Annotated in this window: 27 protein-coding genes, 1 tRNA gene and 1 pseudogene; 15 read left to right on the top strand and 14 right to left on the bottom strand. The window is 44.9% G+C overall.

Annotation, left to right across the window (positions count from 1 at the left end):
• Positions 1-261: 261 nt before the first annotated feature.
• The 3 genes from AAFP11_RS05470 to rimP all read right to left on the bottom strand — a co-directional run bounded on the left by AAFP11_RS05470 (position 262) and on the right by rimP (position 2,427).
• A complete protein-coding gene (locus tag AAFP11_RS05470) occupies positions 262-525 on the bottom strand; it encodes a YlxR family protein (protein WP_341736118.1) in 264 nt (87 codons plus the stop codon).
• Positions 526-537: 12 nt separating this feature from the next.
• Positions 538-1,818: a transcription termination factor NusA gene (gene nusA, locus AAFP11_RS05465; protein ID WP_341736099.1), complete on the bottom strand. Its 1,281-nt coding sequence runs from the start codon at positions 1,816-1,818 to the stop codon at positions 538-540.
• A gap of 141 nt (positions 1,819-1,959) precedes the next feature.
• The gene (gene rimP / locus AAFP11_RS05460; RefSeq protein ID WP_341736098.1) at positions 1,960-2,427 is read right to left on the bottom strand and encodes a ribosome maturation factor RimP; all 468 of its coding nucleotides are present in this window, start codon (positions 2,425-2,427) and stop codon (positions 1,960-1,962) included.
• A gap of 445 nt (positions 2,428-2,872) precedes the next feature.
• On the opposite strand from rimP, the gene AAFP11_RS05455 reads away from it, so the two are divergent.
• Complete coding sequence (locus tag AAFP11_RS05455) at positions 2,873-3,064, top strand: hypothetical protein (protein WP_341736097.1); 192 nt, start codon at positions 2,873-2,875, stop codon at positions 3,062-3,064.
• On the opposite strand, the gene AAFP11_RS05450 is transcribed toward AAFP11_RS05455, so the two are convergent.
• Entirely contained in the window at positions 3,061-4,434 is a 1,374-nt protein-coding gene (locus AAFP11_RS05450; RefSeq protein ID WP_341736117.1) for a hypothetical protein, read from the bottom strand. The two genes, AAFP11_RS05455 and AAFP11_RS05450, sit on opposite strands and share 4 nt — an antisense overlap.
• 619 nt (positions 4,435-5,053) lie before the next feature.
• On the opposite strand from AAFP11_RS05450, the gene AAFP11_RS05445 reads away from it, so the two are divergent.
• The 10 genes and pseudogenes from AAFP11_RS05445 to AAFP11_RS05400 all read left to right on the top strand — a co-directional run bounded on the left by AAFP11_RS05445 (position 5,054) and on the right by AAFP11_RS05400 (position 12,426).
• Entirely contained in the window at positions 5,054-5,218 is a 165-nt protein-coding gene (locus AAFP11_RS05445; protein ID WP_341736096.1) for a hypothetical protein, read from the top strand.
• Positions 5,219-5,260: 42 nt separating this feature from the next.
• Entirely contained in the window at positions 5,261-6,766 is a 1,506-nt protein-coding gene (locus tag AAFP11_RS05440; protein WP_341736095.1) for a GUN4 domain-containing protein, read from the top strand.
• A gap of 341 nt (positions 6,767-7,107) precedes the next feature.
• Positions 7,108-7,287, top strand: a complete 180-nt coding sequence (locus AAFP11_RS05435) for a hypothetical protein (protein ID WP_340524036.1) — start codon at positions 7,108-7,110, stop codon at positions 7,285-7,287.
• A 308-nt stretch (positions 7,288-7,595) separates the two neighbouring features.
• A pseudogene (locus tag AAFP11_RS05430) lies at positions 7,596-7,760 on the top strand (zinc ribbon domain-containing protein); the annotation flags it as partial.
• Positions 7,761-7,827: 67 nt separating this feature from the next.
• A complete protein-coding gene (gene yqeK / locus AAFP11_RS05425) occupies positions 7,828-8,418 on the top strand; it encodes a bis(5'-nucleosyl)-tetraphosphatase (symmetrical) YqeK (protein WP_341736094.1) in 591 nt (196 codons plus the stop codon).
• A 195-nt stretch (positions 8,419-8,613) separates the two neighbouring features.
• Complete coding sequence (locus AAFP11_RS05420; protein WP_341736093.1) at positions 8,614-9,690, top strand: RNA-guided endonuclease TnpB family protein; 1,077 nt, start codon at positions 8,614-8,616, stop codon at positions 9,688-9,690.
• A 500-nt stretch (positions 9,691-10,190) separates the two neighbouring features.
• Positions 10,191-10,616 (top strand): ribosome silencing factor, encoded by a 426-nt coding sequence (rsfS, locus tag AAFP11_RS05415; protein ID WP_341736092.1) that lies wholly within the window; start codon positions 10,191-10,193, stop codon positions 10,614-10,616.
• Between the two features lie 5 nt (positions 10,617-10,621).
• Positions 10,622-11,122 (top strand): CGLD27 family protein, encoded by a 501-nt coding sequence (locus AAFP11_RS05410; RefSeq protein ID WP_341736091.1) that lies wholly within the window; start codon positions 10,622-10,624, stop codon positions 11,120-11,122.
• Between the two features lie 158 nt (positions 11,123-11,280).
• Positions 11,281-12,234, top strand: coding sequence for an asparaginase (locus AAFP11_RS05405; protein WP_341736090.1), 954 nt, complete (start codon positions 11,281-11,283; stop codon positions 12,232-12,234).
• 115 nt (positions 12,235-12,349) lie between these two features.
• Positions 12,350-12,426 (top strand) — tRNA-Met (locus tag AAFP11_RS05400).
• 74 nt (positions 12,427-12,500) lie between these two features.
• On the opposite strand, the gene AAFP11_RS05395 is transcribed toward AAFP11_RS05400, so the two are convergent.
• Both AAFP11_RS05395 and AAFP11_RS05390 read right to left on the bottom strand, forming a co-directional pair.
• Positions 12,501-12,689: a DUF2949 domain-containing protein gene (locus tag AAFP11_RS05395; RefSeq protein WP_341736089.1), complete on the bottom strand. Its 189-nt coding sequence runs from the start codon at positions 12,687-12,689 to the stop codon at positions 12,501-12,503.
• Between the two features lie 189 nt (positions 12,690-12,878).
• Positions 12,879-13,055 carry a hypothetical protein gene (locus AAFP11_RS05390; protein WP_341736088.1) on the bottom strand — a complete coding sequence of 59 codons (177 nt, stop codon included), beginning with the start codon at positions 13,053-13,055 and terminating at the stop codon, positions 12,879-12,881.
• A gap of 283 nt (positions 13,056-13,338) precedes the next feature.
• On the opposite strand from AAFP11_RS05390, the gene AAFP11_RS05385 reads away from it, so the two are divergent.
• Complete coding sequence (locus tag AAFP11_RS05385; protein ID WP_341736087.1) at positions 13,339-16,227, top strand: PAS domain S-box protein; 2,889 nt, start codon at positions 13,339-13,341, stop codon at positions 16,225-16,227.
• Positions 16,228-16,248: 21 nt separating this feature from the next.
• On the opposite strand, the gene AAFP11_RS05380 is transcribed toward AAFP11_RS05385, so the two are convergent.
• Entirely contained in the window at positions 16,249-16,842 is a 594-nt protein-coding gene (locus tag AAFP11_RS05380) for a rhomboid family intramembrane serine protease (RefSeq protein ID WP_341736116.1), read from the bottom strand.
• A gap of 581 nt (positions 16,843-17,423) precedes the next feature.
• Here AAFP11_RS05380 and AAFP11_RS05375 point away from each other — a divergent pair.
• Positions 17,424-17,801 carry a Mo-dependent nitrogenase C-terminal domain-containing protein gene (locus tag AAFP11_RS05375; protein ID WP_341736086.1) on the top strand — a complete coding sequence of 126 codons (378 nt, stop codon included), beginning with the start codon at positions 17,424-17,426 and terminating at the stop codon, positions 17,799-17,801.
• Positions 17,802-18,296: 495 nt separating this feature from the next.
• Here AAFP11_RS05375 and AAFP11_RS05370 read toward each other — a convergent pair whose 3' ends face one another.
• Positions 18,297-18,515 (bottom strand): hypothetical protein, encoded by a 219-nt coding sequence (locus AAFP11_RS05370; RefSeq protein WP_341736085.1) that lies wholly within the window; start codon positions 18,513-18,515, stop codon positions 18,297-18,299.
• A 31-nt stretch (positions 18,516-18,546) separates the two neighbouring features.
• Positions 18,547-18,768 (bottom strand): helix-turn-helix transcriptional regulator, encoded by a 222-nt coding sequence (locus AAFP11_RS05365; protein WP_340519645.1) that lies wholly within the window; start codon positions 18,766-18,768, stop codon positions 18,547-18,549.
• A gap of 141 nt (positions 18,769-18,909) precedes the next feature.
• Here AAFP11_RS05365 and AAFP11_RS05360 point away from each other — a divergent pair, with 141 nt between their 5' ends.
• Entirely contained in the window at positions 18,910-19,167 is a 258-nt protein-coding gene (locus AAFP11_RS05360; RefSeq protein ID WP_341736119.1) for a hypothetical protein, read from the top strand.
• Between the two features lie 178 nt (positions 19,168-19,345).
• Positions 19,346-19,987 (top strand): Uma2 family endonuclease, encoded by a 642-nt coding sequence (locus AAFP11_RS05355; protein ID WP_341736084.1) that lies wholly within the window; start codon positions 19,346-19,348, stop codon positions 19,985-19,987.
• A gap of 47 nt (positions 19,988-20,034) precedes the next feature.
• Here the strand turns inward: AAFP11_RS05355 and AAFP11_RS05350 are convergent, their stop codons facing one another.
• The 5 genes from AAFP11_RS05350 to bchB all read right to left on the bottom strand — a co-directional run bounded on the left by AAFP11_RS05350 (position 20,035) and on the right by bchB (position 23,222).
• Positions 20,035-20,541, bottom strand: coding sequence for a GNAT family N-acetyltransferase (locus AAFP11_RS05350; RefSeq protein ID WP_341736083.1), 507 nt, complete (start codon positions 20,539-20,541; stop codon positions 20,035-20,037).
• Positions 20,542-20,544: 3 nt separating this feature from the next.
• On the bottom strand, positions 20,545-20,829 hold the full coding sequence (locus AAFP11_RS05345) for a DUF1778 domain-containing protein (RefSeq protein ID WP_341736082.1): 285 nt from the start codon (positions 20,827-20,829) through the stop codon (positions 20,545-20,547).
• A gap of 108 nt (positions 20,830-20,937) precedes the next feature.
• Positions 20,938-21,243, bottom strand: coding sequence for a DUF1778 domain-containing protein (locus tag AAFP11_RS05340; protein WP_341736081.1), 306 nt, complete (start codon positions 21,241-21,243; stop codon positions 20,938-20,940).
• Positions 21,244-21,279: 36 nt separating this feature from the next.
• The gene (locus tag AAFP11_RS05335; RefSeq protein ID WP_341736080.1) at positions 21,280-21,414 is read right to left on the bottom strand and encodes a hypothetical protein; all 135 of its coding nucleotides are present in this window, start codon (positions 21,412-21,414) and stop codon (positions 21,280-21,282) included.
• 281 nt (positions 21,415-21,695) lie between these two features.
• The gene (bchB, locus tag AAFP11_RS05330; protein ID WP_341736079.1) at positions 21,696-23,222 is read right to left on the bottom strand and encodes a ferredoxin:protochlorophyllide reductase (ATP-dependent) subunit B; all 1,527 of its coding nucleotides are present in this window, start codon (positions 23,220-23,222) and stop codon (positions 21,696-21,698) included.
• Between the last annotated feature and the right edge of the window lie 141 nt (positions 23,223-23,363).

Raw genomic sequence — 23,363 nt, 5'->3', positions numbered from 1 at the left:
GAGAATTCTCAAGTTTTTTTGAGAACTTAGAACTCAGAAGTCTAAGTTTTGGCAAAAGCCACTTTCTCCAACTTCTTAGTTCCCTTTTCTACCTTGAGGATACCTCTGCTAGTACCCCACCCTTATCTAATCTGACACAAATCTTTCCAGACTGGTGGGCAGATCGGATTGGGGTTTTAGTGGTCGCACTACCGGTAATTACAGGTAGGGCTGCCAAGAGGGTTTGTACGGAGGAAGCCGAGGGTTTGTCGGCTTTGACCTTTAAGAGGCGCAGTCAGAGGTGGCTAAACGCTGCCAAAGTGTTTGGTACAGTTGGTCAGACACAGGCGCTTTGAGCGATCGCCCAAGTCGATTTTTTTTCTGAGCTGCTTTGAGGCATTCTGCTTGCGGACAAAGGTAAGCTGAACGACCCATGCCAAGATCTAATTGTACCTGATGAGAAGGATAGACCCTGACTACTCTCCAAAAAGCTTCTTTTGGAGCTACTTTTCGACAACTTGCACAGCATCGGTAGTTCGGTTTCATCATTTACGTCATTTACGATCGGACCCTGGCTTCGGTTTCGTCGATTGTGCCGACATCTTCTGCCTCCGATGAACTTTCCTGGTCCTCCTGGAATTCTGCTTCTTCCTCTGCTGCTAGTCGATCGAGTGTAGTCTCTTCTGCTGCCAATTTACTGTCTTCTGCCTCACGATCGTACTTAGCAATATCTTTGATATCGATTTTCCAACCTGTGAGGCGGGCTGCGAGGCGGACGTTTTGACCTTCTTTACCGATCGCCAGACTAAGTTGGTCTTCAGCGACCAAAATGTGTGCTCGCCTGCCTTCTGGCGCAACTAAACGCACTTCATCTACCCTAGCCGGACTCAGAGCATTAGCAATATAAGTTGCGGGGTCTGGAGACCAGCGAATCACATCGATTTTTTCCCCCCGCAATTCGTTAACTACTACCTGAATCCGCGATCCCCGCGCTCCGATGCAGGCTCCTACGGGGTCTACGTCTCGATCGAGAGTATCAACTGCTATTTTAGTCCGAGGACCGACGTGGCGGGAAGGGGGATTTGCCTCTCTAGCTACGGCAACAATTCTCACCACTCCGTCTTCTATTTCGGGTACTTCGTTGGCAAATAAATAAACTACCAAACCTGCGTCTGCTCTAGAGACAAGTAACTGCGGTCCTCTAGTAGAGCCTTCGCCTACTTTTTTGAGGTACACCTTAAATGTAGCATTGGCGCGGTAATTATCATTGGGCAACTGTTCGCGTTTCGGGAGTTCGGCATCTACTTCTGGCTGACCAAAACTGCTAGTGACTGCTAAAATTACCGACTGTCTCTCAAACCTGAGCACTCTTGCTTGAAGAACAGTTTCTTCTAAATCTTTAAACTCTTCTTGAATCATTTTGCGCTGTTGGTCGCGCAGTTTTTGAGCCAGCACTTGTTTAGTCTGGATGGCTGCCATCCGACCAAATTCTTTTTGATTTGGCGTTACGTCTACCAGCACGATGCTACCGGGTTGAGCTTCTGTGGCTACTTCCTGTACTTCGGAAAGTGCTATTTCGTGGTCGGGATTGACGACTTCTTCGACAATAGTTTTGTTTGCTAAAACGCGAAAACCTTCTTGTTCTGCATCTAGTTCTACATCAAAATTATCAAAGTATTCTTCACTGAAATGGTCTAATTTTTGGGTGCGACGGTAGCGTTCGTATCCTTTGAGGAGGGCTTCTCGTAAGGCTGCTTGAACTGCGTGTTTGGGCAAGTTTCTTTCTTTGCTAATACCTTCGACCATTTCTTTGAGTCCGGGCAGAGGAACCATTGACATATAAAACACTCCTTTTTGTAATTGGGTAATCGGGCCTTGGGCAGTTGTGCCCGCCTAGTCGAAGTATCGGTCATCGGCAATTGCCGAGGGTAAATTATGAGTGATGAGGGATTAGTAGAACTCAAGACTCAAAACTTCCTTTTACATCTCTTTTCCTTCGTCTAGTTCAACTTTGGCAATCTGAAGACGGGGAATTTTAATTTGTCGCCCTTTTTGATTGAGATAAACTGTTGTTTCATCGCGACCCACCAGTAGTCCTTTCCACTCTTTGATTCGCGATTCCGGTTCGGTGGCTTTGACTGTGACGGGGAAACCTTTAAAGGTAATGAATTCTCGATCGCTGCTGAGCAATCGGGATATACCAGGACTGGAAATCTCTAGCACGTAGGCATCGGGTATGATGTCGGCTGCGTCTAATTCTGGTTCGAGAGCTATGCTCATCCGCTCGCAGTCGGCTAAACCGATGTCTTGCTGGACGTTGCGGATGTCTATCCGTAAGACTGGTGGATTTTGGTTGGTGTGAAACACTGCTCCCACTACTTCCAATCCCAGTGTTTCGGCAACGGGGGTAGCTAAGTCAATGATTTGTGGGATTAGGGGATGAGTCATATTGAATATTTAAGCTAAAACTCCTGAACTCGGACACGGGCCTGGATCAGTCCTAAACTTGCAAGTCTGATGCCCTGAGCTTTTTTCCTGCGACTAATGCAACAAAAAAAGTGGGCTTGACCCACTGCTTCATAAAACTTACCTAGACTTACCCAAAGCTATCCTTTGGATAATTAGTGTTCACTTCCTACGCTGTTGGGTGGTCGGCCATCCCAAGATAAGTAGGCTAGCCCCCTCAAGCCGAGGGTTGTTCCCAGTTGAAAATGTTCTCTCCTGGCGTTTAAATCGCGGTAAATTGACATACCACAAACAGGACTACGATCAGTCCTGAGACTCAGTAGTGAAGTTTGAGAACTATCTCCGGTATCAAACTATTGCACAATTGTCAAAAAGTTTTTGAGGGGCGGGCCATAAGATCCCCACTCCACAAGCAAATTTACTTTTTGTGCAACAAGCATTTTGCCTGTTGGCAACAGAGGTACAAGCTTTGAGTTCGATCGCAGTTAATCTCAAATCTCAGTTTAGCTCGATCGCCCGCCCAGTGACAAACCCCCTTGGGATCTCGGCGATTCGCCGACGGGGGGAGTGGGGAGATGGGGACAGAAGCGGGAAAATCTTCCATCTTCCATCTTCCTAACGCGGGGCTATGCGTTGCAGTTCTTTGGCTTGTTCTAAAATTTTCTCGAAGTCTTCTTCACTCAACCGCTGGATGTAGTTGATTTTAAACTCTTCCAGGAAGTCGCAAAGCAACATTTGTATTTCTTGCCAAGTTTGCTGCTGTTGCAGTTCAGCTCCCAAAGCTTGCCCGAAATGCTGGACTAGCTGGCTTGAGAGTTTGGTTCCTATAGGGTCTTCGCTGGCGATTTTGAAGGCTTCGTAAGCATCTTGGGGACCGAGTGTGGCTAGTTTCGAGAGTTCTGCCACTAATTGCTCTGCTAGCTGTTCCGGCAGGTTTCCCAATCCGGGTACTTGCTTCCATCCTTGATAAAGGGGGGATTGTTTGAGAAATAGTTCTATATTGTAACGCAGGAGGGCTTCTAGGTCTGGCTGGAGTTGAGGGAGGACTTTGTAGACGGTGATTTGGACTAAATGAGTGGCGATCGCTTCTATTTCGTTGATATTATTAATGTCTAAATATCGCTGTTTCTGAGATTGAAAAAGTTGCTTGGCTAGTTCGCCACTACTAATTGATTGTTGCATCTGGTTGATGAGCTGAATTACCACTACTTCTGTTAATTCTTGGGCAAAGTTGGCGACGAAACCCCGGCTGATTTGGGTGCGAATGGGTTGGAGATCCGGCATTTTGGCTTGGTGGATGCGGATGGTGACAGTTAATACTCGCAATAGTCGCCATCCGGGGATCAGCATGAAAATGTCGTACCACCGCCAGAGCATGGCTGCCCGCCAAGTGACGCTGCGGTGGCGGCGACTGATGGTGTAGGTGCGGGCTAAAAATTCGATCGCAAATATGAGAATAAATGGGAGGTCAATTTTCCAAAAATTGTCGGTAAATTCGCCGTTTTCTCCGATCGCCCGGTAATAGTTGGTGGCGATTAATGGCTTGATTTTGGCATCAAACCAGTTGATTTCTGTTTGCCAACCTTTTCTGGTTAAATAGTCTTGGCTCCAGAATGTTTTGAATGATTGTTTTGCCGAGTCTTCTGGGTTGGGAGCGCGATCGCGCATTCTGTCTTTAATTTTTTCTAACGTGCCGCTTTTTGATGCTACTCGAAAGGGGTCTTCGTCGATCATTTTGACACTCAGATTGTCTAGTTCCTGCAATTTAGCTGTTACTTGAGGAGAGGCTAAGCCTGTTTGCACTACTTGATTTTTTAATTCATCTAAGCTTTCTAGATATTTTTGGGTATCTCGGTGGGGTTGAATTCCTTTAAATGGATCGTAGACTTGGGTGAGGAGGGGCAGTTGCCGGCAGTAGAAATCACGCCACGGAACGTAACTGATGTCAAATAATACTAGGCTTAAATTTCCGAGTGCTATCAAAGCCATTAAGCGCTCGATCCAGGGTATTTTGGGAGATTTTTTGGGGGATTTGGAATTTTTAGATGGCTGAAGTTTGAGTGTCATTCTATTTGGTCGTTGGGATGATAAATTGGGGATATTTCAGAAAACTATGCTCAATTATTTCAGGTCATTAACTGCTGTTTTTACTCCATAATAACTGCGTGGTTTTATTAAATTATACTAGAATTATTTTGAGGTATCATACTTTTGGTATTTTTTCAAAAATTGTGGCATTTGGTAAAATTTATTGTTAACAATAATACATATATTCACAGAAAACATGGAAAGCAACTAAGCCGATAGCTAGGATTTATTAATGCCTATTTGTAACAGTACAATTAGATGTTTTAGGCAATGAGAAATTTCTGGGGGGTCGATCAGAAGTGGGCGCTCCTATTGGAATTACTCTGGATAGATGAGTTGACCTGATTGTTTTATTGTACTCAGGATGGGAGCGATCGAGTATGGTGTCTGTTTTAGGCTCTACAGGCTGGCGGTGGCAAAAATTGAAAGTAGTTGGGGCGATGGGCCTTTTTGACTGCTAAATGACAACTGGTTGGGATGAAGCTCTGTTTGTGGAATATACTGCATCGATCGAGCTTCGGTGTCAAACTGGGACTCTGAGTTTGAGGTAAAAGGCTCAAGAGAGCTATACTTGCTGTGGGGCAGTCTGGCGAGAACTCCCCTCAGCGGTGCCCCAGGCAGCCTCTGTGCTGATGTTCTGAGTTTTGCGCCCAAAAAAACAGCTCGCGATCGCACTCTTGAATAAAAGGACACTCTGAGTATAATTTTGTTCACCCGTTTTTAATATATGACCTACTGCCTTAATCTCGATTGCCCAAAAGACAAGCGTCAGAACCCACCAGGCACGAAGTATTGTCTTAATTGCGGTTCTAAATTGCTGCTAAAAGACCTTTATGCAGCAACTGAACCGCTGCGCGATGGGGGATTTGGCAGAACTTTTCGGGCTGTTAATCACGGGAAGTTTGAAGAAATGTGCGTAATCAAACAGTTGTCACCACCACAGGAATTTCAGCGGAAACCGAGTCATTTTAAAAAGTATGTCAGGTTGTTTGAACAAGAAGCAAGACGGCTCTATGAACTCAAACATTCCCAAATCCCGCAGTTAATTTCTTATTTTGAGGAAGATGGGCGCTTGTATTTAGTGCAAGAGTTTATTGATGGCAATAACTTAAAGGATGAGTTAGAAAAATATGGTGCTTATAGCGAAATTAAAACTAGAGAACTGCTCTTAGATTTGTTGCCTTTGCTGAATTTTGTTCATGAGCGGAATGTAATTCACCGGGATATTAAGCCGGAAAACGTGATTCGTCGCAATCGCGATCGCAAATTGGTACTGATCGATTTTGGGGTTTCTAAACAGGTAGTAGCAGCAGCTCCTAGCCAAGCAGGAACTAAGTTGGGAACTCCGGGCTATGCGGCTCTAGAACAGCGGCACGGTAAGGCTGTTCCTGCTAGTGACCTTTACAGTTTGGGGGTGACTTGCATTCGCTTGCTGACTTCTGTGATGCCTTATTTGGATATCTACGGAGACATTCATGATGACCTTTATGACCCCCTTGAAGGTCGCTGGCTGTGGAGGGAGGCTTTGCCTAAAGGTACAAAGATTAGCCAAGATTTAGGGCAAATTTTGGATAAGTTGATTCAGGAGTATGTTAAAGACCGCTATAAGTCTGCTCTGGAAGTTTTGGAGGTTTTAAGACCTACTTCTGTGGTGGTAGTACCATCGATACCAAAGTCGCAGCAACCAACTGTTGTTGTTAGTCCTTCTATACCAACTCAACCGGTAACTCAAACTCCGCTAGTTTCCGTTAATTTAGAATCGGAAAAAGGTATTGACTATTCTCTGTTGGAAAGACTGCTGACTGAGAAAAATTGGCGTGCTGCTGATGAGGAAACTTCTCTGAAAATGTTGGAGGTGATGGAGCAAACCTCAAGAGGTTATTTGAGTGAGGAAGATATTAGGAAGTTTCCGGGTAAGGATTTACAGACTATAGACCAACTTTGGGTGCGTCACAGTCATCGCCGATTCGGTTTTTCGGTGCAAAAGGGTCTGTGGGTAAAGTCTGGTGGAAAGCCTGGAGTTTATGATGCTACTGTTTGGGAAAAGTTTGGCGATCGTGTGGGCTGGCGGATTAATAATCAATGGGTATACTATTCTGAGATAAATTTTACTTCTAAGGCGAAGCCTGGACATTTGCCTGGTGGGACTGTTTTTGGATGGGAAGGTGGGGTTTTGTGCGGTGTTTTGGGTTTGGGTGGGATTTGGTTTTTGTTGTCACGGCGAGATGTGTAATTATTGGTTATTGGTTATTGGTTATTTGTTATTTGTTATTTGTTATTGGTTATTTGTTATTCCCAATTCCCAATTCCCCATTCCCAATTCCCCATTCCCAATTCCCCATTCCCAATTCCCCATTCCCAATTCCCCATTCCCAATTGCCCATTGGCCTAAATGATGTGTTTTTTATAAATGAGCTATAAAAATAAGCAGCAAATAAGATATAATCACAAACTATTTTTCTGTGATATGTTTTGAGAGAAGGGCAAGTTTACAAAGTCAACATCCAGTCCTCAGCGCTGTCTCAGCATGGTTGACTGGCTTTGGCTCCCATTGAAAAAGGAGATATATCTATTATGCTGCAAGAAAAATGTCTGAAGCCGTGGACTGTGGTTCGATCGCTTCCGAATTTGGAAAAGGTGGTTGTAGGTCAGTTTCGTAGTTGGTCTGATGCAGACGGTCACTTGCAAATTCTCAAGCGCATGGTTCCGGCCGACAGGTTGACTGTTGTGTTCGATCCTGTAGTTCCAGCCTGATCCACTACGCACTGATAACTTTGGCGAGGCAAACAAGACCCTTCGTAGCTGTATACACACATTTACCAAAATATAGCGTGCATTAGGTAGATACTGCGAAGGTGGAGGAACAGGAGCAGAGTTTCCCACCCGATAAATGGGAGTCTCCTTTGGAGATTGTCTCTTTCCTAAAAACTGGAATTGTGAGAATTTTTAGATGTGGGTGATTGACAGTTGCCCACATTTGTTTACCAGAAAAATGGGTTGAAAGCCTCGTCCTTGTAGGACGGCTTTAACTTCCGAAACCAGTGTGGTCGCTATTGGCTCAATGGTTGGAATACTTTGGGAAGGTGTACGGAAAAACAGTAGTTGCTGTTCCACCTCAGTAAACTTCTCAAATGTGTTCGGGATGTGGCAATCTCGTTAAGAAATCTCTATCAACTCGATCCCATATTTGTGGCTGCGGTACGGTTTTAAATCGCGATCGACTGTAAGTAGCCACAGTGGTCTGGAAAAGAAAACGCTAACATAAAAGAAATTATACAATTTCGGAGTTAATACTTGACACTTCCACAAGGCCGCGAAAGCGTCCTAGATTGGCTCAGAGACCACGTTCCTGCTGCTCGCATCACACATATTCTCGGAGTCGAGCAATCCGCAGGTGACTTGGCTCGCCTTTACGGCCTCGATGAAGCTAAAGCTCGATCGGCCGGATTGTTGCATGATTTGGCAAAATACTTCAAACCTCAACTGCTACTGGAAATGGCAAAGGGGGAAGGTTTAGAGCTAGACTCGGTGTTAATAGCGCACCCACACCTGCTACACGCAGATGTCAGCGCCATTGTCGCCAGAGATGAGTTTGGGGTGGTCGATCGAGAAATATTGGACGCAATTGCTAACCATACCCTCGGCAGACCAAATATGAGTCAGCTCAGTTGTACCGTATTTGTAGCGGATACGATCGAGCCTAGCCGCGGTAACACCCCCGAACTAGAAGCGCTGCGTTCGGCAAGCGTGCAAAATCTTTATGCCGCCGTCTGGCAAGCCAGCGATTATGCTCTTAAATATTTGCTAGAAACTCGGTGCTACATCCACCCGCGGACGGTACTTACCCGCAATTGGGCGCTGCAAATGGCTAGAGCTAGTACCTAGCTAGCTATTAAATAGACAAGGTGGTACACTTATAGACAAATCTACGATGTACCATTTTGTTCAAACCCTGCGCGATTCCCAAAAAAGCTTGGATTATCAGTAAAGACACTCGCTTTCGCAGGGATGTTTCGGGGAAGTTACCAGCCAAACGCACCCTGTCGGGTCATCGGTGAAATCCAGTGTTGAGGTCGAACAATGCTTTTATCCATCAAAACAAAATTAAAGCTAAACAAGAGTCTATCAACAATTATGAGCAAACACGCAGGAATCGCGAGGTTTACTTATAACTGGGGATTGGCTACTTGGAGCAACCTTTATAAAGATGGAGTAGCGCCCAACAAATACCTGCTTAAGAAATTCTTCAACAATCATGTGAAACCTGAGTTTACATGGATTAAAGAAACAGGAATCTGCCAGAAGATAACTCAATACGCTTTTGACAATCTTGGAGACTCTTTCTCCTTATTTTTCAAGAAAAAAGGTGGATATCCTAAGTTCAAGAAAAAAGGACATCACGACTCTTTCACGATAGATGCAGGTGGCAAGCCTATTCCTGTGGGCGGTACGTCTATAAAGTTACCGACAATAGGCTGGGTAAAAACCCATGAAGGACTACCTCACACGACTTGCAAGTCAATTACTATTTCACGTACTGCCGATAGTTGGTTTATCGCCTTTGCTTATGAACAAAATCATGAACCGACCATCAAAAGTCATGAGGTTGTAGGAGTTGATTTGGGAGTAAAAGAGTTAGCTACCCTTTCAACGGGCGTAGTATTTCCCAACCCAAAACACTACAAAGTGCATCAGGCAAAACTCAAGAGATTATCAAGAGTTCTGGCGAGAAAAGTGAAAGGCTCTAATAATAGACAGAAAGCTAAAGTCCAGCTAGGGAAACATCATGCAAAAATAGCCAACCTGAGAAAAAACACTCTGCATCAAATCACTACTTACTTATGCAAAAACCACGCAAGGATAGTAGTAGAAGATTTGAAGGTCAGTGGGATGCTAAAGAATCACAAGCTAGCGCAGGTAATAGCTGACTGTGGATTCCATGAATTCAAACGTCAGTTAGAATACAAGGCTAAAAAGTTTGGTTGTGAAATAATCATTGCTGATCGTTGGTTTCCGTCAACCAAAACCTGTTCAAATTGCGGACATATACAAGATATGCCACTAAAAGAAAGGACTTACAACTGTGGAAGTTGCGGTCATGGGATGGACAGGGATTTGAATGCAGCCATTAATTTATCGCGGTTGGCTAAACCGTGAAAGCTTGCCCAGGGATAGCCGCTCCCATGCTCCCAATGAAGCAAGAAGCAAATGTCTAGACTTGTCTAGGATTTGTCTAGCAGCGAAAGAAACAAGAAATTTGACGGGGGAGTCGATCGCACCAATCACAAGTTAAAAGCAAAATTTACAAATTGAAGCTGACAGGTAGTTGCAGCTTAACACCAGCTTTCAATTTTTGGTGACTGATTGTCTATTATAATAAGTAGCAATTATCTCAAAAAACGACTACCCAAGACAGTCTAATGCTCAAAGGTCAAAAAATACTCTGTCCCCAAAAAGATCTGTGAGCGTTAACAGAATCTACCAAAATCATCGTAGAACAACTGCTGCAATTATCAAACAACCTGTTGAAAGTTGTCACCTATGAGACCCACAGAAATAATTTACTGATGGTCATCCACTCAAATCAAGAAATCGAAAGTTTCATCAAACTCAAGGGAGATCGTCAATTAGCCCTTACTTAGGAACTTAAACACTGAATGTCAGATAGAACCCAACTCGAATATACCTTGGCTCAGTCTACAGCCACTCCAGGTGCATCCCCAGACCCAACCCGCCCCCTAGCTTTGACCATTGCCCGTGCTGCCGAAGACCGCAAAGGGGATGATATTGTCTTGCTTCGGGTATCAGAAGTGTGCTACTTAGCAGATTACTTTGCGATCGTCACCGGATTTTCCAACGTGCAGGTACGAGCTATCTCCCAAGCGATCGCCGACCAAGTAGAAGCAGAATGGGATCGCTTGCCACTGCGCATAGAAGGGCAATCAGATGCCAGTTGGGTAGTGATGGACTACGGCGACGCGATCATACACATCTTGAAACCTCAAGAGCGTGAATTCTACAATTTAGAAGCGTTCTGGGGACACGCCGAACGCATTGACTTTTCTGTCGCGCCGAGAGGATAGCTAATGTGAAAGACACTTCTGTTTCTATTTGTCCTGTTCCGCAAGAACAGCGACCACTCAATGAATACCAAGAACTCAAAGAGTCCTGGTTTTTTAGTTGGGCAACTCTCACTTGGTCTGAGTATTTGGCAAAACTGGCTTGGGTGTGGGGTTGGAGTTGCTTGGTATCCGGGCCGATAGCTGCTGCGAGCTTTGTTCCGGTCAAGTATCCAGTTCAGTTTGCCCTCAGTGGTGCCGCTGGTGCCACTTTTATTCTAGGATTAGCTTTGCTGCGACTGTACTTGGGTTGGTTCTATGTGCGATCGCGCCTTTCTAACCCCACAGTCGTTTACGAAGAATCTGGCTGGTATGACGGTCAATCCTGGGTGAAAACTCCTGAAGTCTTGCTTCAAGACCAGTTAATTGTCAACTACCAGCTAGAACCAATTCTGAAGCGTCTGCGGCAGACATTTTATGGTTTGACGGTATTCCTGTTTGCCGGGGGAGTAATTTGGAGTTGTTTGTAATCGGCAATGGGTGCTGGGGGATTATTGAGTTGTGAGCGATCGGTTTTGGCTGCAAGATCCAATTTGTAACTGACAAATCGCAACTGATAAATTACACTCGCAATTCATAAATTCCTCAAGCCCAATCTAAAATCTAAACTCTAAAATCTAAAATTGATATGACAAGGGGAAAACGAACCCAAGCTCCAGAACTGGAAGTCAGACTGCTGCGCGAAGGTATTGTGGAATCTAAGCACCGGGTCCAGGCTGCTGTCTGCGACAATCGCGGCCGCGTTTTGTCCGTTGCTGGTAACTCGGAAACGGCAACCTTTGTCCGTTCTTCACTCAAACCTTTTCAAGCTTTGGCGGTGACAGCGACCGGTACTTTAGAACGCTACGAACTCACGGATCGAGACTTAGCGATTATGTGCAGTTCTCATCAAGGTACGATCGAGCAATCACGACAGGTGTTTAACGTCCTATGGCGCTGCGACATTGACCCTTCTAAACTGCAATGCCCGATTCCTGAAGGTAAAAAGAGTTCCCTGCAATACAACTGTTCCGGCAAACACGCCGGAATGCTGGCAGTCTGTCAGCAACTGCACTGGCCGCTGGAAACTTATTTGCGGCGCAAACATCCCGTCCAGCAGCTTATTTTGGGCAAGGTGGCTGACTTACTGGCAATGCCAGCCGAAGAGTTTATCAGCGCTCGCGACGACTGTGGCGCTCCTACCTATTTATTGCAGTTGGGGCAAATGGCTGCTCTATACGCTAAGTTGGCCAGTGGTGACAATGTGGATATGGAGCGGATTGTTCGCGCTATGACTCACCACCCGATGATGGTGGCCGGTGAGGGCAAATTTGACACGGAACTGATGCGCTTGACTCAAGGGGAGTTGGTGAGCAAGTCCGGTGCCGAGGGCGTGCAGTGCATTGGCCGGGTTGGCGAAGGTATGGGTTTGGCAATTAAGGTAACAGATGGGGCAAAGCGGGCTAAATATGCTGTGGCGATTCACTTGCTCAAGCAGTTGGGGTGGATCACCGCGGCGATCGCAGAAACTCTTTCGGAAACTTACATGACTCTGAGTGAATTCAAGCGCTTGGAGGTAGTCGGGGAAGTTTCCATGCTCTAAAAGTGCTGATGGCAAGCCGATTTGAGCAACCCCACCCACCCTCTCAAAAGTTTTTTTGATTTAGGGGTTGCTATTTTCCTAAAGGTATGTTTATATTAGAGAAGAGACAAAGCGACGCGGGATAGAGCAGCCTGGTAGCTCGTCGGGCTCATAACCCGAAGGTCAGTGGTTCAAATCCACTTCCCGCCACCAAATTAAATAAAACAATCCCCTATAACCCAAAAGGTTATGGGGGTTTTGTTGAATGAGACAAATAAATTCGATCGCTAAATCTGCTGGGCTTGCTGCCAATCAAAAATCAGGTTGAGTTGTTCAAGTGTAACCAGCCCGTACTGCCACAGAACCAGAGGCAGTTGACCTGCATCTTGTTCGCCATGCCGCAGAGCTAGTGCGATCGCCGAATGGGAGATCGCCAACTCCCCCTGCAAATAATCGATCAGTTGAGACTTTCCCATCACCTTCACCGCCAGTTTTATACGCTTTTTGTAAAAATATCTACCTAATCCGGCTCAATCAGAGGTCTAGTTGTCCTGATTATCGGTGGATAAGGGCGAGTTTGGTGTGATGAGAAGTGCCTATAAATTGTGATATAAATGGTCACAAAAGGCGATCGCTATCACCAAAAATCAAATTATTGCAAATTCCTACAATCCTAGCTGAATCTGAACTCCCCCTCCAGTACCAGTGTCACTAGGTTTGGGAGGTAAAGGATTTGCTTGGCGCTCGGCATCGGAAGGAGTGGCGATCAAGTCCAATTGGCGATCGCTTTTGATCCGAAAAGTGTTGCTCCAGCGACTAGCTCTGATACCCAAATTACCCACGGTTTGTGGTTCACCAATCCACTGTTGGTAGTCAGAGTCAAGGGTAGTCAGAAATCGCCCCTGTTGCGAAAGCGGGCGATCGGGTTAAGATAATGGTGACATAAGTAGCAAGGGTGCATCTCAATTTTGCAAATATATTCCTAGGGGCGAATTTAATCCGTGGTGCAAAAATATGAGTTTTTAACAGCAAATTACCCGAAAAAACTCTTTCAATTTCAAAATCTACCCTACTTAGGTTGCAGTTTACCGAAACATTGTGGGTTATTAAAAATTTAGCTTCATCATGCCAATCAGATATCTGACCAACCAGATTGTAACAATGTTGGGCAAAGTACCAATTCGGATCGTCCTGGTTGTGCCTTTTGCCCTCCAGACTTTTGCTGCTGTAGGTCTAACTGGGTGGCTATCGCTGCGGAACGGGCGCATAGCAGTCAACGATGTGGCTGCACAACTGCGGGCAGAAGTTACATCGCGTATCCAGCAACATATTAATAGTTATATTGCCACGCCACACCAAATCAATCAGCTAAATATTGATGCCATCCGTCTCGGTATTTTAAAAGTAGATGATTCCGCTAGTTTGCAGAAATACTTTACCAAACAAATCCAAGCCTTCGATAAAATTAGCTATATTGAATTCGGCTCAGAAAAAAAAGATTTTATTGGAGTAGAACGCCTCGCTGATGGTAATTTACAATTTCAGATTTCTAACAAATCTACTGCCTATCACTTTCAGAGCTACGCAGCATCGGAGTTAGGGACACCAAGCAAGCTGTTAAAAAGTAGTCCCAACTACGACCCTCGCATCCGCCCCTGGTACACAGCACCATTGGAAACTGGCAAACCGACTTGGAGCAAAATTTATACTTATTTTGACTCACCAAAACTAGCGATTACGGCGGCTGCACCGGTTTACGGCGAAGGGGGCGAACTGATTGGAGTAGTGGGTTCAGACTTGATACTTTCCCATATCAATAAATTCTTGAATCATCTAAAAATAGGTAAATCTGGAGAGACTTTTATTGTAGAAAGGTCTGGAGAATTGGTGGCAAATTCCACTCAGGAACCGCCATTTATTGTTAGTAATGGTGTGGCAAAACGGATTAGGGCAACGAGCAGCAATAATCCTTTGATTCGATCGACTGCTCGCTATTTGACCAAGCGCTTCGGGGATTTGAGGAAGATTAATGACACTTACCAGCTAGATTTTGCCATCGACGGGGAACGGCAATTTCTACAAGTAACGCCGCTTGCTGATGAGAGAGGGCTCGACTGGCTGATTGTGGTGGCGGTTCCTGAAGCCGATTTTATGGAAAAGATTCACAGCAACACTCGCGACACTGTGTGGCTGTGTTTCGGTGCTTTGGTGGTGGCGATCGCGATTGGTGGCTTAACTTCGAGGTGGATTGTGGTCCCAATTCAGCGTCTGAGTAAGGCTGCGGAGGATTTGTCGCGGGGAGAATGGGACTCGACGGCACTAGAACGGCAGTTGATGGCATCTGTCAAGCGCGAGGATGAGGTGGGTGTTCTGGCGCGTTCTTTTCATCGGATGGCGGGTCAGTTGGAAGAGTCTTTTACTACTCTAGAAGATCGGGTGGAATCGGCGATCGCGGACAAAACTCAATTAATTAGCTCTCTCAAAAACTCGCAGCAAAAACTCGCTATTCACCTGCATCAAACTCCTTTAGGGGCTATTGAATGGAATCTCAATTTTGAAGTAGCGGAATGGAATTTATCAGCCGAAAGAATTTTTGGCTACAACCGTTTGGAAGCTATGGGAAGTCACGGAGTCGATCTGATCGTTCCTGAAAGTGCTAAGGAGTACGTCAGGCAATTATCTATCACTTTGTTAACTAATCAAGGAGGAGTTAGTAGCATCAACGAGAACGTCAGAAAAGATGGTAAAGTTATTCTTTGCGAGTGGTACAATACTACTTTGGTGGATACTGATGGTTGTATAATCGGAGTAGCATCGCTGGTTCAAGATGTGACTGATTTTCACAATGCTATGGCGCAGTTGCGGGCTAGCGAGGAGCGGTTTCGTCAGTTGGCAGAAAATATTCACGAGGTATTTTGGATTAGAGAACCAAATCACCAGCAGATAGTTTATGTGAGTCCAGCTTGTGAGAAAATATGGAATCGGAGCAGTCAGATTTTGTATTCTGAACCCACATCTTTTTGGGATGCGATTCATCCAGACGATCGCGATCGCATCTATGCTGCTTTTGAGAAACAGGTGCGGGGCGATTATGATGAGGAATATCGAGTAGTGCGATCGTCCGGCTCAGTCTGTTGGGTACGCGATCGGGCTTTTCCAGTACGAAATGAAACAGGAGAAATTTACCGCATCGTCGGCATTGCTGAAGACATTACCCAGCGCAAATTAGCAGAAGAATTCCAAAAAGTCGCTCAAACTGCTCAAGCAGCCAACCAAGCAAAAAGCGCATTTTTAGCCAATATGAGCCACGAATTGCGAACTCCCCTCAACGCGATTATCGGCTATAGCGATCTACTCAAAGAAGATGCTGAAGACTTGGGTTGCGAAGATTTTATCCCTGACTTGTTGAAAATTCAAACTGCTGGGAAACACTTGCTATCTTTAATTAGTGACATTCTGGATATTTCTAAGATAGAAGCAGGGCGAATGGAACTATATTTAGAAACTTTCAGCCCTGCTCATTTAATTGATGAGGTAGTTTCGACAGTCGATTCCTTGGTACAGAAAAATTCTAATAAGTTTGAAGTAGATTGCGATCAAGAGTTGGGAGTGATGTATGCTGATATTACCAAAACTAGGCAAATATTACTCAACTTGCTGAGCAATGCAGCCAAATTCACTAAAGGTGGCAAGATTAAAATCAGCGTTGAAAGAGTGAAAAACCAAAGCTCAAAGCTAAACAAACAAGAAGACTCTAGCGAATGGATAGTTTTCCGGGTAGCTGATACAGGTATTGGTATTCCCCCGGAACAATTACAGCATTTATTTCAAGCTTTTATACAGGGCGATGCCTCCACCACGCGCCAGTATGGCGGCACAGGTTTAGGATTAACCATTAGTCGTCACTTTTGCCTGATGATGGGTGGGGATATTCAAGTCGAAAGTCAGTTAGGTTGCGGTTCTATTTTTACAGTGCGCTTGCCCGATCGCGTTACATTAAAAAGAGAGAGTTAAAGTCATGACTACCAAAGGATTTTAATTTTTAATTTGAGGTTTTTGTCGCCCCAAAAGTTGGGCGGTTAATACACCACCGACAAACCCAAAAAAATGGGCTTGCCATGAAACTCCTGGCTGAGATGGTAATACTCCCCAAATTAAACTGCCGTAGAAGAAACCAACAATTAAAGATAGTAAAATTGAAGTAAAGCTACGCTCAAAGTAGCCCCGCAGCAGCAAAAAGCCGAAGTAACCAAAGATTAATCCGCTGGCACCAATATGAACGGAATTGGGCGCGCCGGTTAACCAAACTCCCAATCCGCTAACTAGCATAGTGACGCCACTGACGACAAAAAAATCGCTAACTTCTCGTAGCATAATCAACCAACCCAATGTCACAAAAGGAACGGTATTGGCGGCTAAGTGGGCAAAACTGCCGTGTAGAAAAGGCATTAACAGGATGCCTTGAAGTCCGTCAAGGTTGCGGGGGCGCACTCCGTAGGAATTGAGCGCGCCTCGGAAGACAAATACATCGACAATCTCTATCATCCAGAAGAGGGCGACGCAGCCACCGAGAATGGCGACATGACTTTGCAATTCCCTGCTGATAGTTTTGGTATTTGGGTTGCTCATGGTTGGTGAGGGTGATGATTGACGGCTATATATAATTGTAGGATTTTTTGAGCGATCGCTCCAGGAATAGTTGAGGCTGGGTTTCAAAGAATTTTGTAGCCAGACTCATTTGTAACTCTTATCACTTTTATCTAAAATTCCGCATTTTCACGTATGGAATAATTCACAGAAATCAGTCAGAATTAAAAGAGAACTACAAAAAGTGAGTCAACCGAATGTAGAAAGTAAAACATCAAAGGCAGAATTTCTAGCCCATAGATGAATCCTTGGTCTGGAAGTAAGGACACTTTTTCGATCGCACACTCTGTCTGAAAAAAGTATTGTATTAGACAATACAACGCAATGGTCAGGAAGCCGAACCCAAATTTTTCCTGCTACTTTCAGCATAACTGCCTTGGTGCGATCGCACAGCCTGCAACTAGGTCAAAAATTCAAGGAACTAATTTTTTAGCCGAAAGTCATTAATTCAAGAAGTTCAATCCGGTAAAGCAAAACGGGATGCTGTAGATACTGATTGTAGATAATCTCCTAACTCTACAGAGAGTTCTTGGCACCTCGTTGTAAAAGAGGAACAGATCAAAATGAATGTATTTGAGCATACAGTACCCTACCGCACTCTGCCAATTTGGGTATGGGTTGGTAAACAAGAAACCGCCGTTAGTGTCGCTACAAATCCTCAACCTTACGGTAAAAAACCGCGCTTTGACTTATGGCATCCGCTGAAACAGTGGCTGGATAGCACCGAAATTAAAAGTCAAAAATTGGCTCGATTGTTGTGTAAGTTTATTCCGTCCCAGTGTCCCTTTGAGCGAGAAATCAAAGTTGGCGATCGCACTTTATTTCGCATTCCGCCGATGTGCAAGTTAAACCCCCTTTACGAACAAGTGGTGGGGATGCGGTTTCGAGCTTTGTGTTATTTGGCTGATGAGTGTGGCGAGGATGTGACTCCCTATTGTTAATTCTGTAAAAGCTTCAATTTCTAACTCTATTTTATGGTGACTCTCCCTATTCCTTGTTGGGGAGGGTTTTTTTAGTTGCAGGGATTAATTGATTCTGATGTTGGTTTCCAGTCAATACACGCAGAGCCCCAACTTCTTCAAGGAGTCGGTCTAAAAAGAAACCGGGTTTTTTGCGTTTTTTGCCACTCTAACGAGGTATTCTCGCACAAACCCGGTTTCCGATCGCCCGTGCATCCAGAAGGATAAGTGCGATCGTCCGCCACGCACCCGCAACCCACGAGGCATTGGTGTCAACTTAACGTCAAACCCAGTCAGAGACTGCTGTTTGACTATTAAGCCTAGATCCCCCCTAGCCCCCCTTAAGAAGGGGGGGACAAGAGTGTTCTCAAAGTCCCCCTTCTTAAGGGGGATTTAGGGGGATCTAGACTCAGCTAAAAACGAGATTTATCAAGGCTTTCAGTCTTAAGTTGACACCAATGCCCACGAGGGAACTGTTTACGTGTCGTTTTTGGGCTTTTGGGGCCCAGAAGGTAGATCTCCCTTTTTTTTGGCTTCTAACACCGCTGTTTCAACGATAAAAGCTATCAAACTAGCTGTGGGTCTACCTTGCCGATCGGCCCACAGTTCTAAGGATTCATATATGTAGTCGGGGAGTGTGATGTGAACGCGCTTGCTCACTGTGAATACTTGCTTTTTGCTAACGCTCCCAATCATACAAGTTTACGCCGATCGTACAAATTATATTTCAGGTTCGATCGGGATTGTCCTCTTCGTAATCCATTAAGTCTCCGGGCTTGCAATTTAGTGATTTGCAGAGAACGTTTAACGTTGCTGCGTCTATTCTGGTCAGGTAACGGCGAGTTTTGAGCCGAGAAATAGACCTGGGATTCATGCCCGTGAGGAGGGCCAGTTCTTTGTTACTGATATTCCGATCGGCCATGACAACTGCTAATCTCCACCGGATCACTGTTTAACTGCTCGCATAACACAACCTTTGCAAGGCAGATGCTAGCACCTTGTCGGTCAAATTTTTTCCTTCATAGACTATACCAGTAGTAAAATAGACCGTTGCGGTTGTCATACTACTTTATTTGGATTAAACTTAAGTATGAAAAGGTCAAAAGCCAGTCCGATGCTTTCCGAGGGCCCAGGACTGGCTATGGCTCCAATTAACAAAGGAGATACAACTATTATGCCGTATGAGAAACGTCTCAAGCCGTGGATCGTGGTTCGCTTGCTTCCAAACCTGCAAAGGGTCGTTGTCGGTCGCTTTCGCAGTTGGTCTGATGCAGAGGGTCACTTGCGAGTTCTCAAACAACTGCTTCCGGCTGCGAGATTGACTTTAGTTTTCGATCCGATCGACTAATTTTGATTGCGAGTTGATTGTTAAACTAGACGCAAGATATCAGAATTACGCATCAAAACCTTCATAAACCGGGTTTTTGCGGTTTTTGCAGACTCTAACAAAGTATTCTCGTAAAAACCCGGTTTCTGACCACCCGTGAGTAATATAAGTCCTAATCTATTGAATTGGGGAAAAAACCGTGACAGCTATTCTACAAGTAACAGAACAGCCAACAGCACAAGACTACTTCACTCCAGAAGAATATCTCGCCCTGGAAGAAGCAGCAGAGTACAAAAGTGAATATCTCGACGGAGTAATTATTCCCATGACAGGTGGAACTACGAATCATAATCGCATTTCTTTGAATATGAGTATAGCATTACGTCTTGCTCTTAAGGGACTTGACTATGATGTTTTCATGGGTGATGTGCGTCTGTGGATGACAAAAAATCGAATTTATACTTATCCCGATGTGATGGTAATTCCGGGTAAACCTGAGTATTTCAATAATCGTAAGGATACTGTGATGAATCCTCAAGTGATTATTGAGGTTTTGTCGAAATCGACGAAGGCTTACGATCGCAGTGATAAGTTTAAGTTTTATCAAACACTGCCGACATTTCAAGAGTATATTCTGATTGACCAATCCCAGGTTTATATAGAACAGTATTGTAAGTTGGCAAACAAACGGTGGTCTTATACTCAGTACGATGAAGAGGATGAGGCGCTAGTTTTTAATTTCTTTCAAGTTGAAGTAGCGCTGGCTGATGTCTATGAGAAGGTGGATTTTGCGGCGGAGAATGAGCCAGAACATGAGCCTGAAGAGAGTGGGGAGGCATAAAGTGCGATCGCACTTCGTTTGAAAAGGGCGATCGCTCGCTTGTTTGTTTATTCAAGCACTTTGATGATGGTGGCGATCGGGATAAACAGTGAAAGTTCATCATCCTCTAAAGGTATGAAACCGTATTTCAAATAAAACTCTTTAGCTTCCTGATTTTTACTATCGACTATCACGGCAAATATTCCCACCTCAGAGGAGAGGCGAACTGAAGATCGAAATAACTCCATTAACAGTTCTCTTCCTAATCCTCTCCCCTGCATTGAGATAGCCACAGCAAGTTTGCCTAGACGTATTGCTGGTACTGGATAGCGAGGTAATCCTCTGCGATAATTTTCAGGTAAAGATTCGCGTTTAATTTCAGCCGTACTGACCGAATAATAGCCGGCTACATCTCCAGTTTCATCTTCTGGAATTGCCGCAAAAGTTTTAGCAATTCCTCTTTTATCATTCTGTCGGGCATATTTTTTGAGGTACTCATTTAACTCCGGTATTCCGCAGTCAAAAGCTTCTCTTTTTAGTCGGCTATCATCTATTGTACAAAAAATCCATTTCATTGTTTACCAGTTACCGTACTTTTCCTGATGATTTTTGATAGCTGCTTTGAGGGCGGGGTTGGGTTCGGGTGGATTTTCGATGGCGGATGCAAAGATTTCCCAGTCGCGATCGCTCAACACAATTTGCTCTACTTCTAGATGTGGCTGTTTGGCTGCATTTAGAGCGATTTCTAGGAGATATTCGCCTAGACTCATAGACTTGGCGGCGGCTGCTTTTTCTAGGATTTCTTTGTGTGTTTGACTGAGGGTTAACTCTATTTTTGTTTGTGTATCGGTTGGTGTTGACATTGTTTTGTTACCAAATAGCGATCGACTAATTTTATTGTAGCAATATCTTAAGCCGATCGCCTTTGATAAGCTAAGCCAAACTTTTCTCTTTTATCTATGTAAAAGCTTCTAATATCCTAGTAATCGGAATAAATCGTATTTTTGCCGATACCTTTCAATCGCTGCTTTCAGCTTAGAGTTGAGTTCTGGTGGATTTTCTATCGCTGAGGTAACAATTTCCCAATTTGGTTCGGAAAGAACGATCTGTTCTGGTTTCCTTGGCATTTCTTCGGCTAGATTTAGAGCAACTTCGAGCAGATATTCGCTCAGACTAAGACCCCACAGGGTAGCTGCTTTTTCTAACAGTTCTTTTTGTTCCCGATCGATAGTTATCTCAAGAGTGCTTGTTTGGGTGCTTTGCGTAGGGGTTGACATATTTTTTCACTGAGAGCAAGGTTGGCTCATTTGATATTATAGCAATTTTTCAGATAGGCGATCGATTCTACGCTGCAACAGCGCATCTATCGCTGGATTGATCGTTTCCTGAACTTCTCCATTTTCACCGTGAATTACCACATCAAGCCATTGAGCTTTTGCAGAACCCACTGCATATTTCAACTATTTAAAATTTTATAAATAAGCAAGGGCATCCACAAGAGCATTGGTGTCAACTTAAGCCTGAAAATTTTTTGATCTCTCGTTTATAGCGGAGTCTCGATCCCCCTAAATCCCCCTTAAGAAGGGGGACTTTGAGCATTTCCGGTTCCCCCCTTCTTAAGGGGGGCTAGGGGGGATCGAAAGCCTAATCGTCAAACAGTAGAATTGTACTACATTTGACGCGGTTGTTAACACTAATGTCACAAGAGATGCCCTCACCGCCATCCAAACTACGCACCGACAGATTCCTTCGCCGCGTAAAGCACCTCAGCATTAATCTTCTCAATCCCTCGTTCGCGCGCGAACTTCTCAGTATTTCGCTTGACTTTCCCGCGCACAAAACCGGGAATTTTATTCAATTCCGCCTGTCCATCCTTCGTCCAACCCATATCAGAATCGGCCGAAATTCCCTTAGTAATTACTTCCTTGGTATCGTGACCGCCGAAGATTTCCAGCAAGTGGTCTTCCATTCCCAAAGTAAAGGAATTGTAGACCAAATCTACGCACTGATTCGTGCCTTCATAACCCAAAAATGGCTTGTAGCCGATCGGGAAATTTTGGACGTGAATCGGTGCAGCAATTACGCCGCAAGGAATATCCAACCGCTTACCGACGTGACGTTCCATTTGCGTACCGAAAATCGCCGAAGGTTCGGCTTTGGCGATCGCATCTCCGATCGCCCCGTGATCGTCGGTAACAATCACCTCATCGCAATACTCGCTTACCTGTTCCCGGAACCAATCAGCATCGTGTTTGCAGTAGGTTCCTGCCCACACAACGTGAATTCCCATCTCGCGAGCCAAAATCTTCGTCATCGCCGCAGCGTGGGTATTATCGCCAAATACGACGGCTTTTTTGCCAGTTAAGTTTTGGCAGTCGATCGACCTGGAAAACCAAGCAGCCTGAGACACAAATCTTGTTTGTTGATCGATGAAATTTTCGTAATCAACATCGGCACCTTGGGCATTCAATACTTGCTGAATTTTGCGAATACAACGGGCCGTTTCTACCACACCCATGGGGGTAATATCCACCATCGGCGTGCCGAATTCTGTTTGCAAATACTCTCCGGCCATCATCCCTAATTCGCGATAGGGAACCAGGTTAAACCATGCCCGCGGCAGTCTTTTTAAGTTATGAACTGAAGCGCCTTCGGGAATAACTTCGTTGACTTCGATGCCCAAATCTGTCATCAAACGCTTCAACTCGGTGCAGTCGTGGTGGTTGTGGAAACCCAGCGTAGACATTCCGATGATGTTGACAGATGGTTTTTCGCTTTTGGTTTCTACTAAATCGCCTTTTTTGCGGGCTTTGCTGATGTAAAATTTGACGATTTGTTCTAAAGTGCGATCGGCCGCTTGCAGTTCGTTTACCCGATAATGGTTAACATCCGCCAACAAAACATCGCCTTTCGCCTCCAATTGAGCTCGCTCCACGAAGTTTTCTAAGTCTTCTTGCAGAATGCTGGAAGTGCAAGTGGGAGTCAAAACGATTAAATCTGGGTGTTCTTCTCTGTCTTTACGGGTGATATTGTCCACCACTCGTTCCTGGGAACCGCGGGCGAGTACGTGTCTGTCAACGACGCTGGTGGTGACTGGGGTGAAGTCCCGTTCTCTTTCCAGCATGGAACGCATGACGTTGAAGTAATCGTCTCCGATGGGTGCGTGCATGATTGCATGGACGTTTTTGAAGGAACTAGCAACGCGCAGGGTGCCAATGTGGGCTGGGCCTGCGTACATCCAATAAGCCAATTTCATAGGTATTTTTCCTTGTGCTGGTTGAGAATTGCTCGATCGGGCGATTACTGCTAAATTTTAGGGTTGTTTCCGATTCTCTCACCGAATGAATCCTTTAGAAATAGTGAGTTTCTGAAGATTTGTTGATTTGGGCGATCGGTC

Origin of the sequence: Microcoleus sp. CAWBG640 (assembly GCF_020883015.1) — a bacterium.
Taxonomy (GTDB): Bacteria; Cyanobacteriota; Cyanobacteriia; order Cyanobacteriales; family Microcoleaceae; genus Microcoleus; species Microcoleus anatoxicus.
The sequence above is the reverse complement of the archived record's forward strand: the minus strand, read 5'-3'. Positions and strand labels throughout refer to the sequence as shown.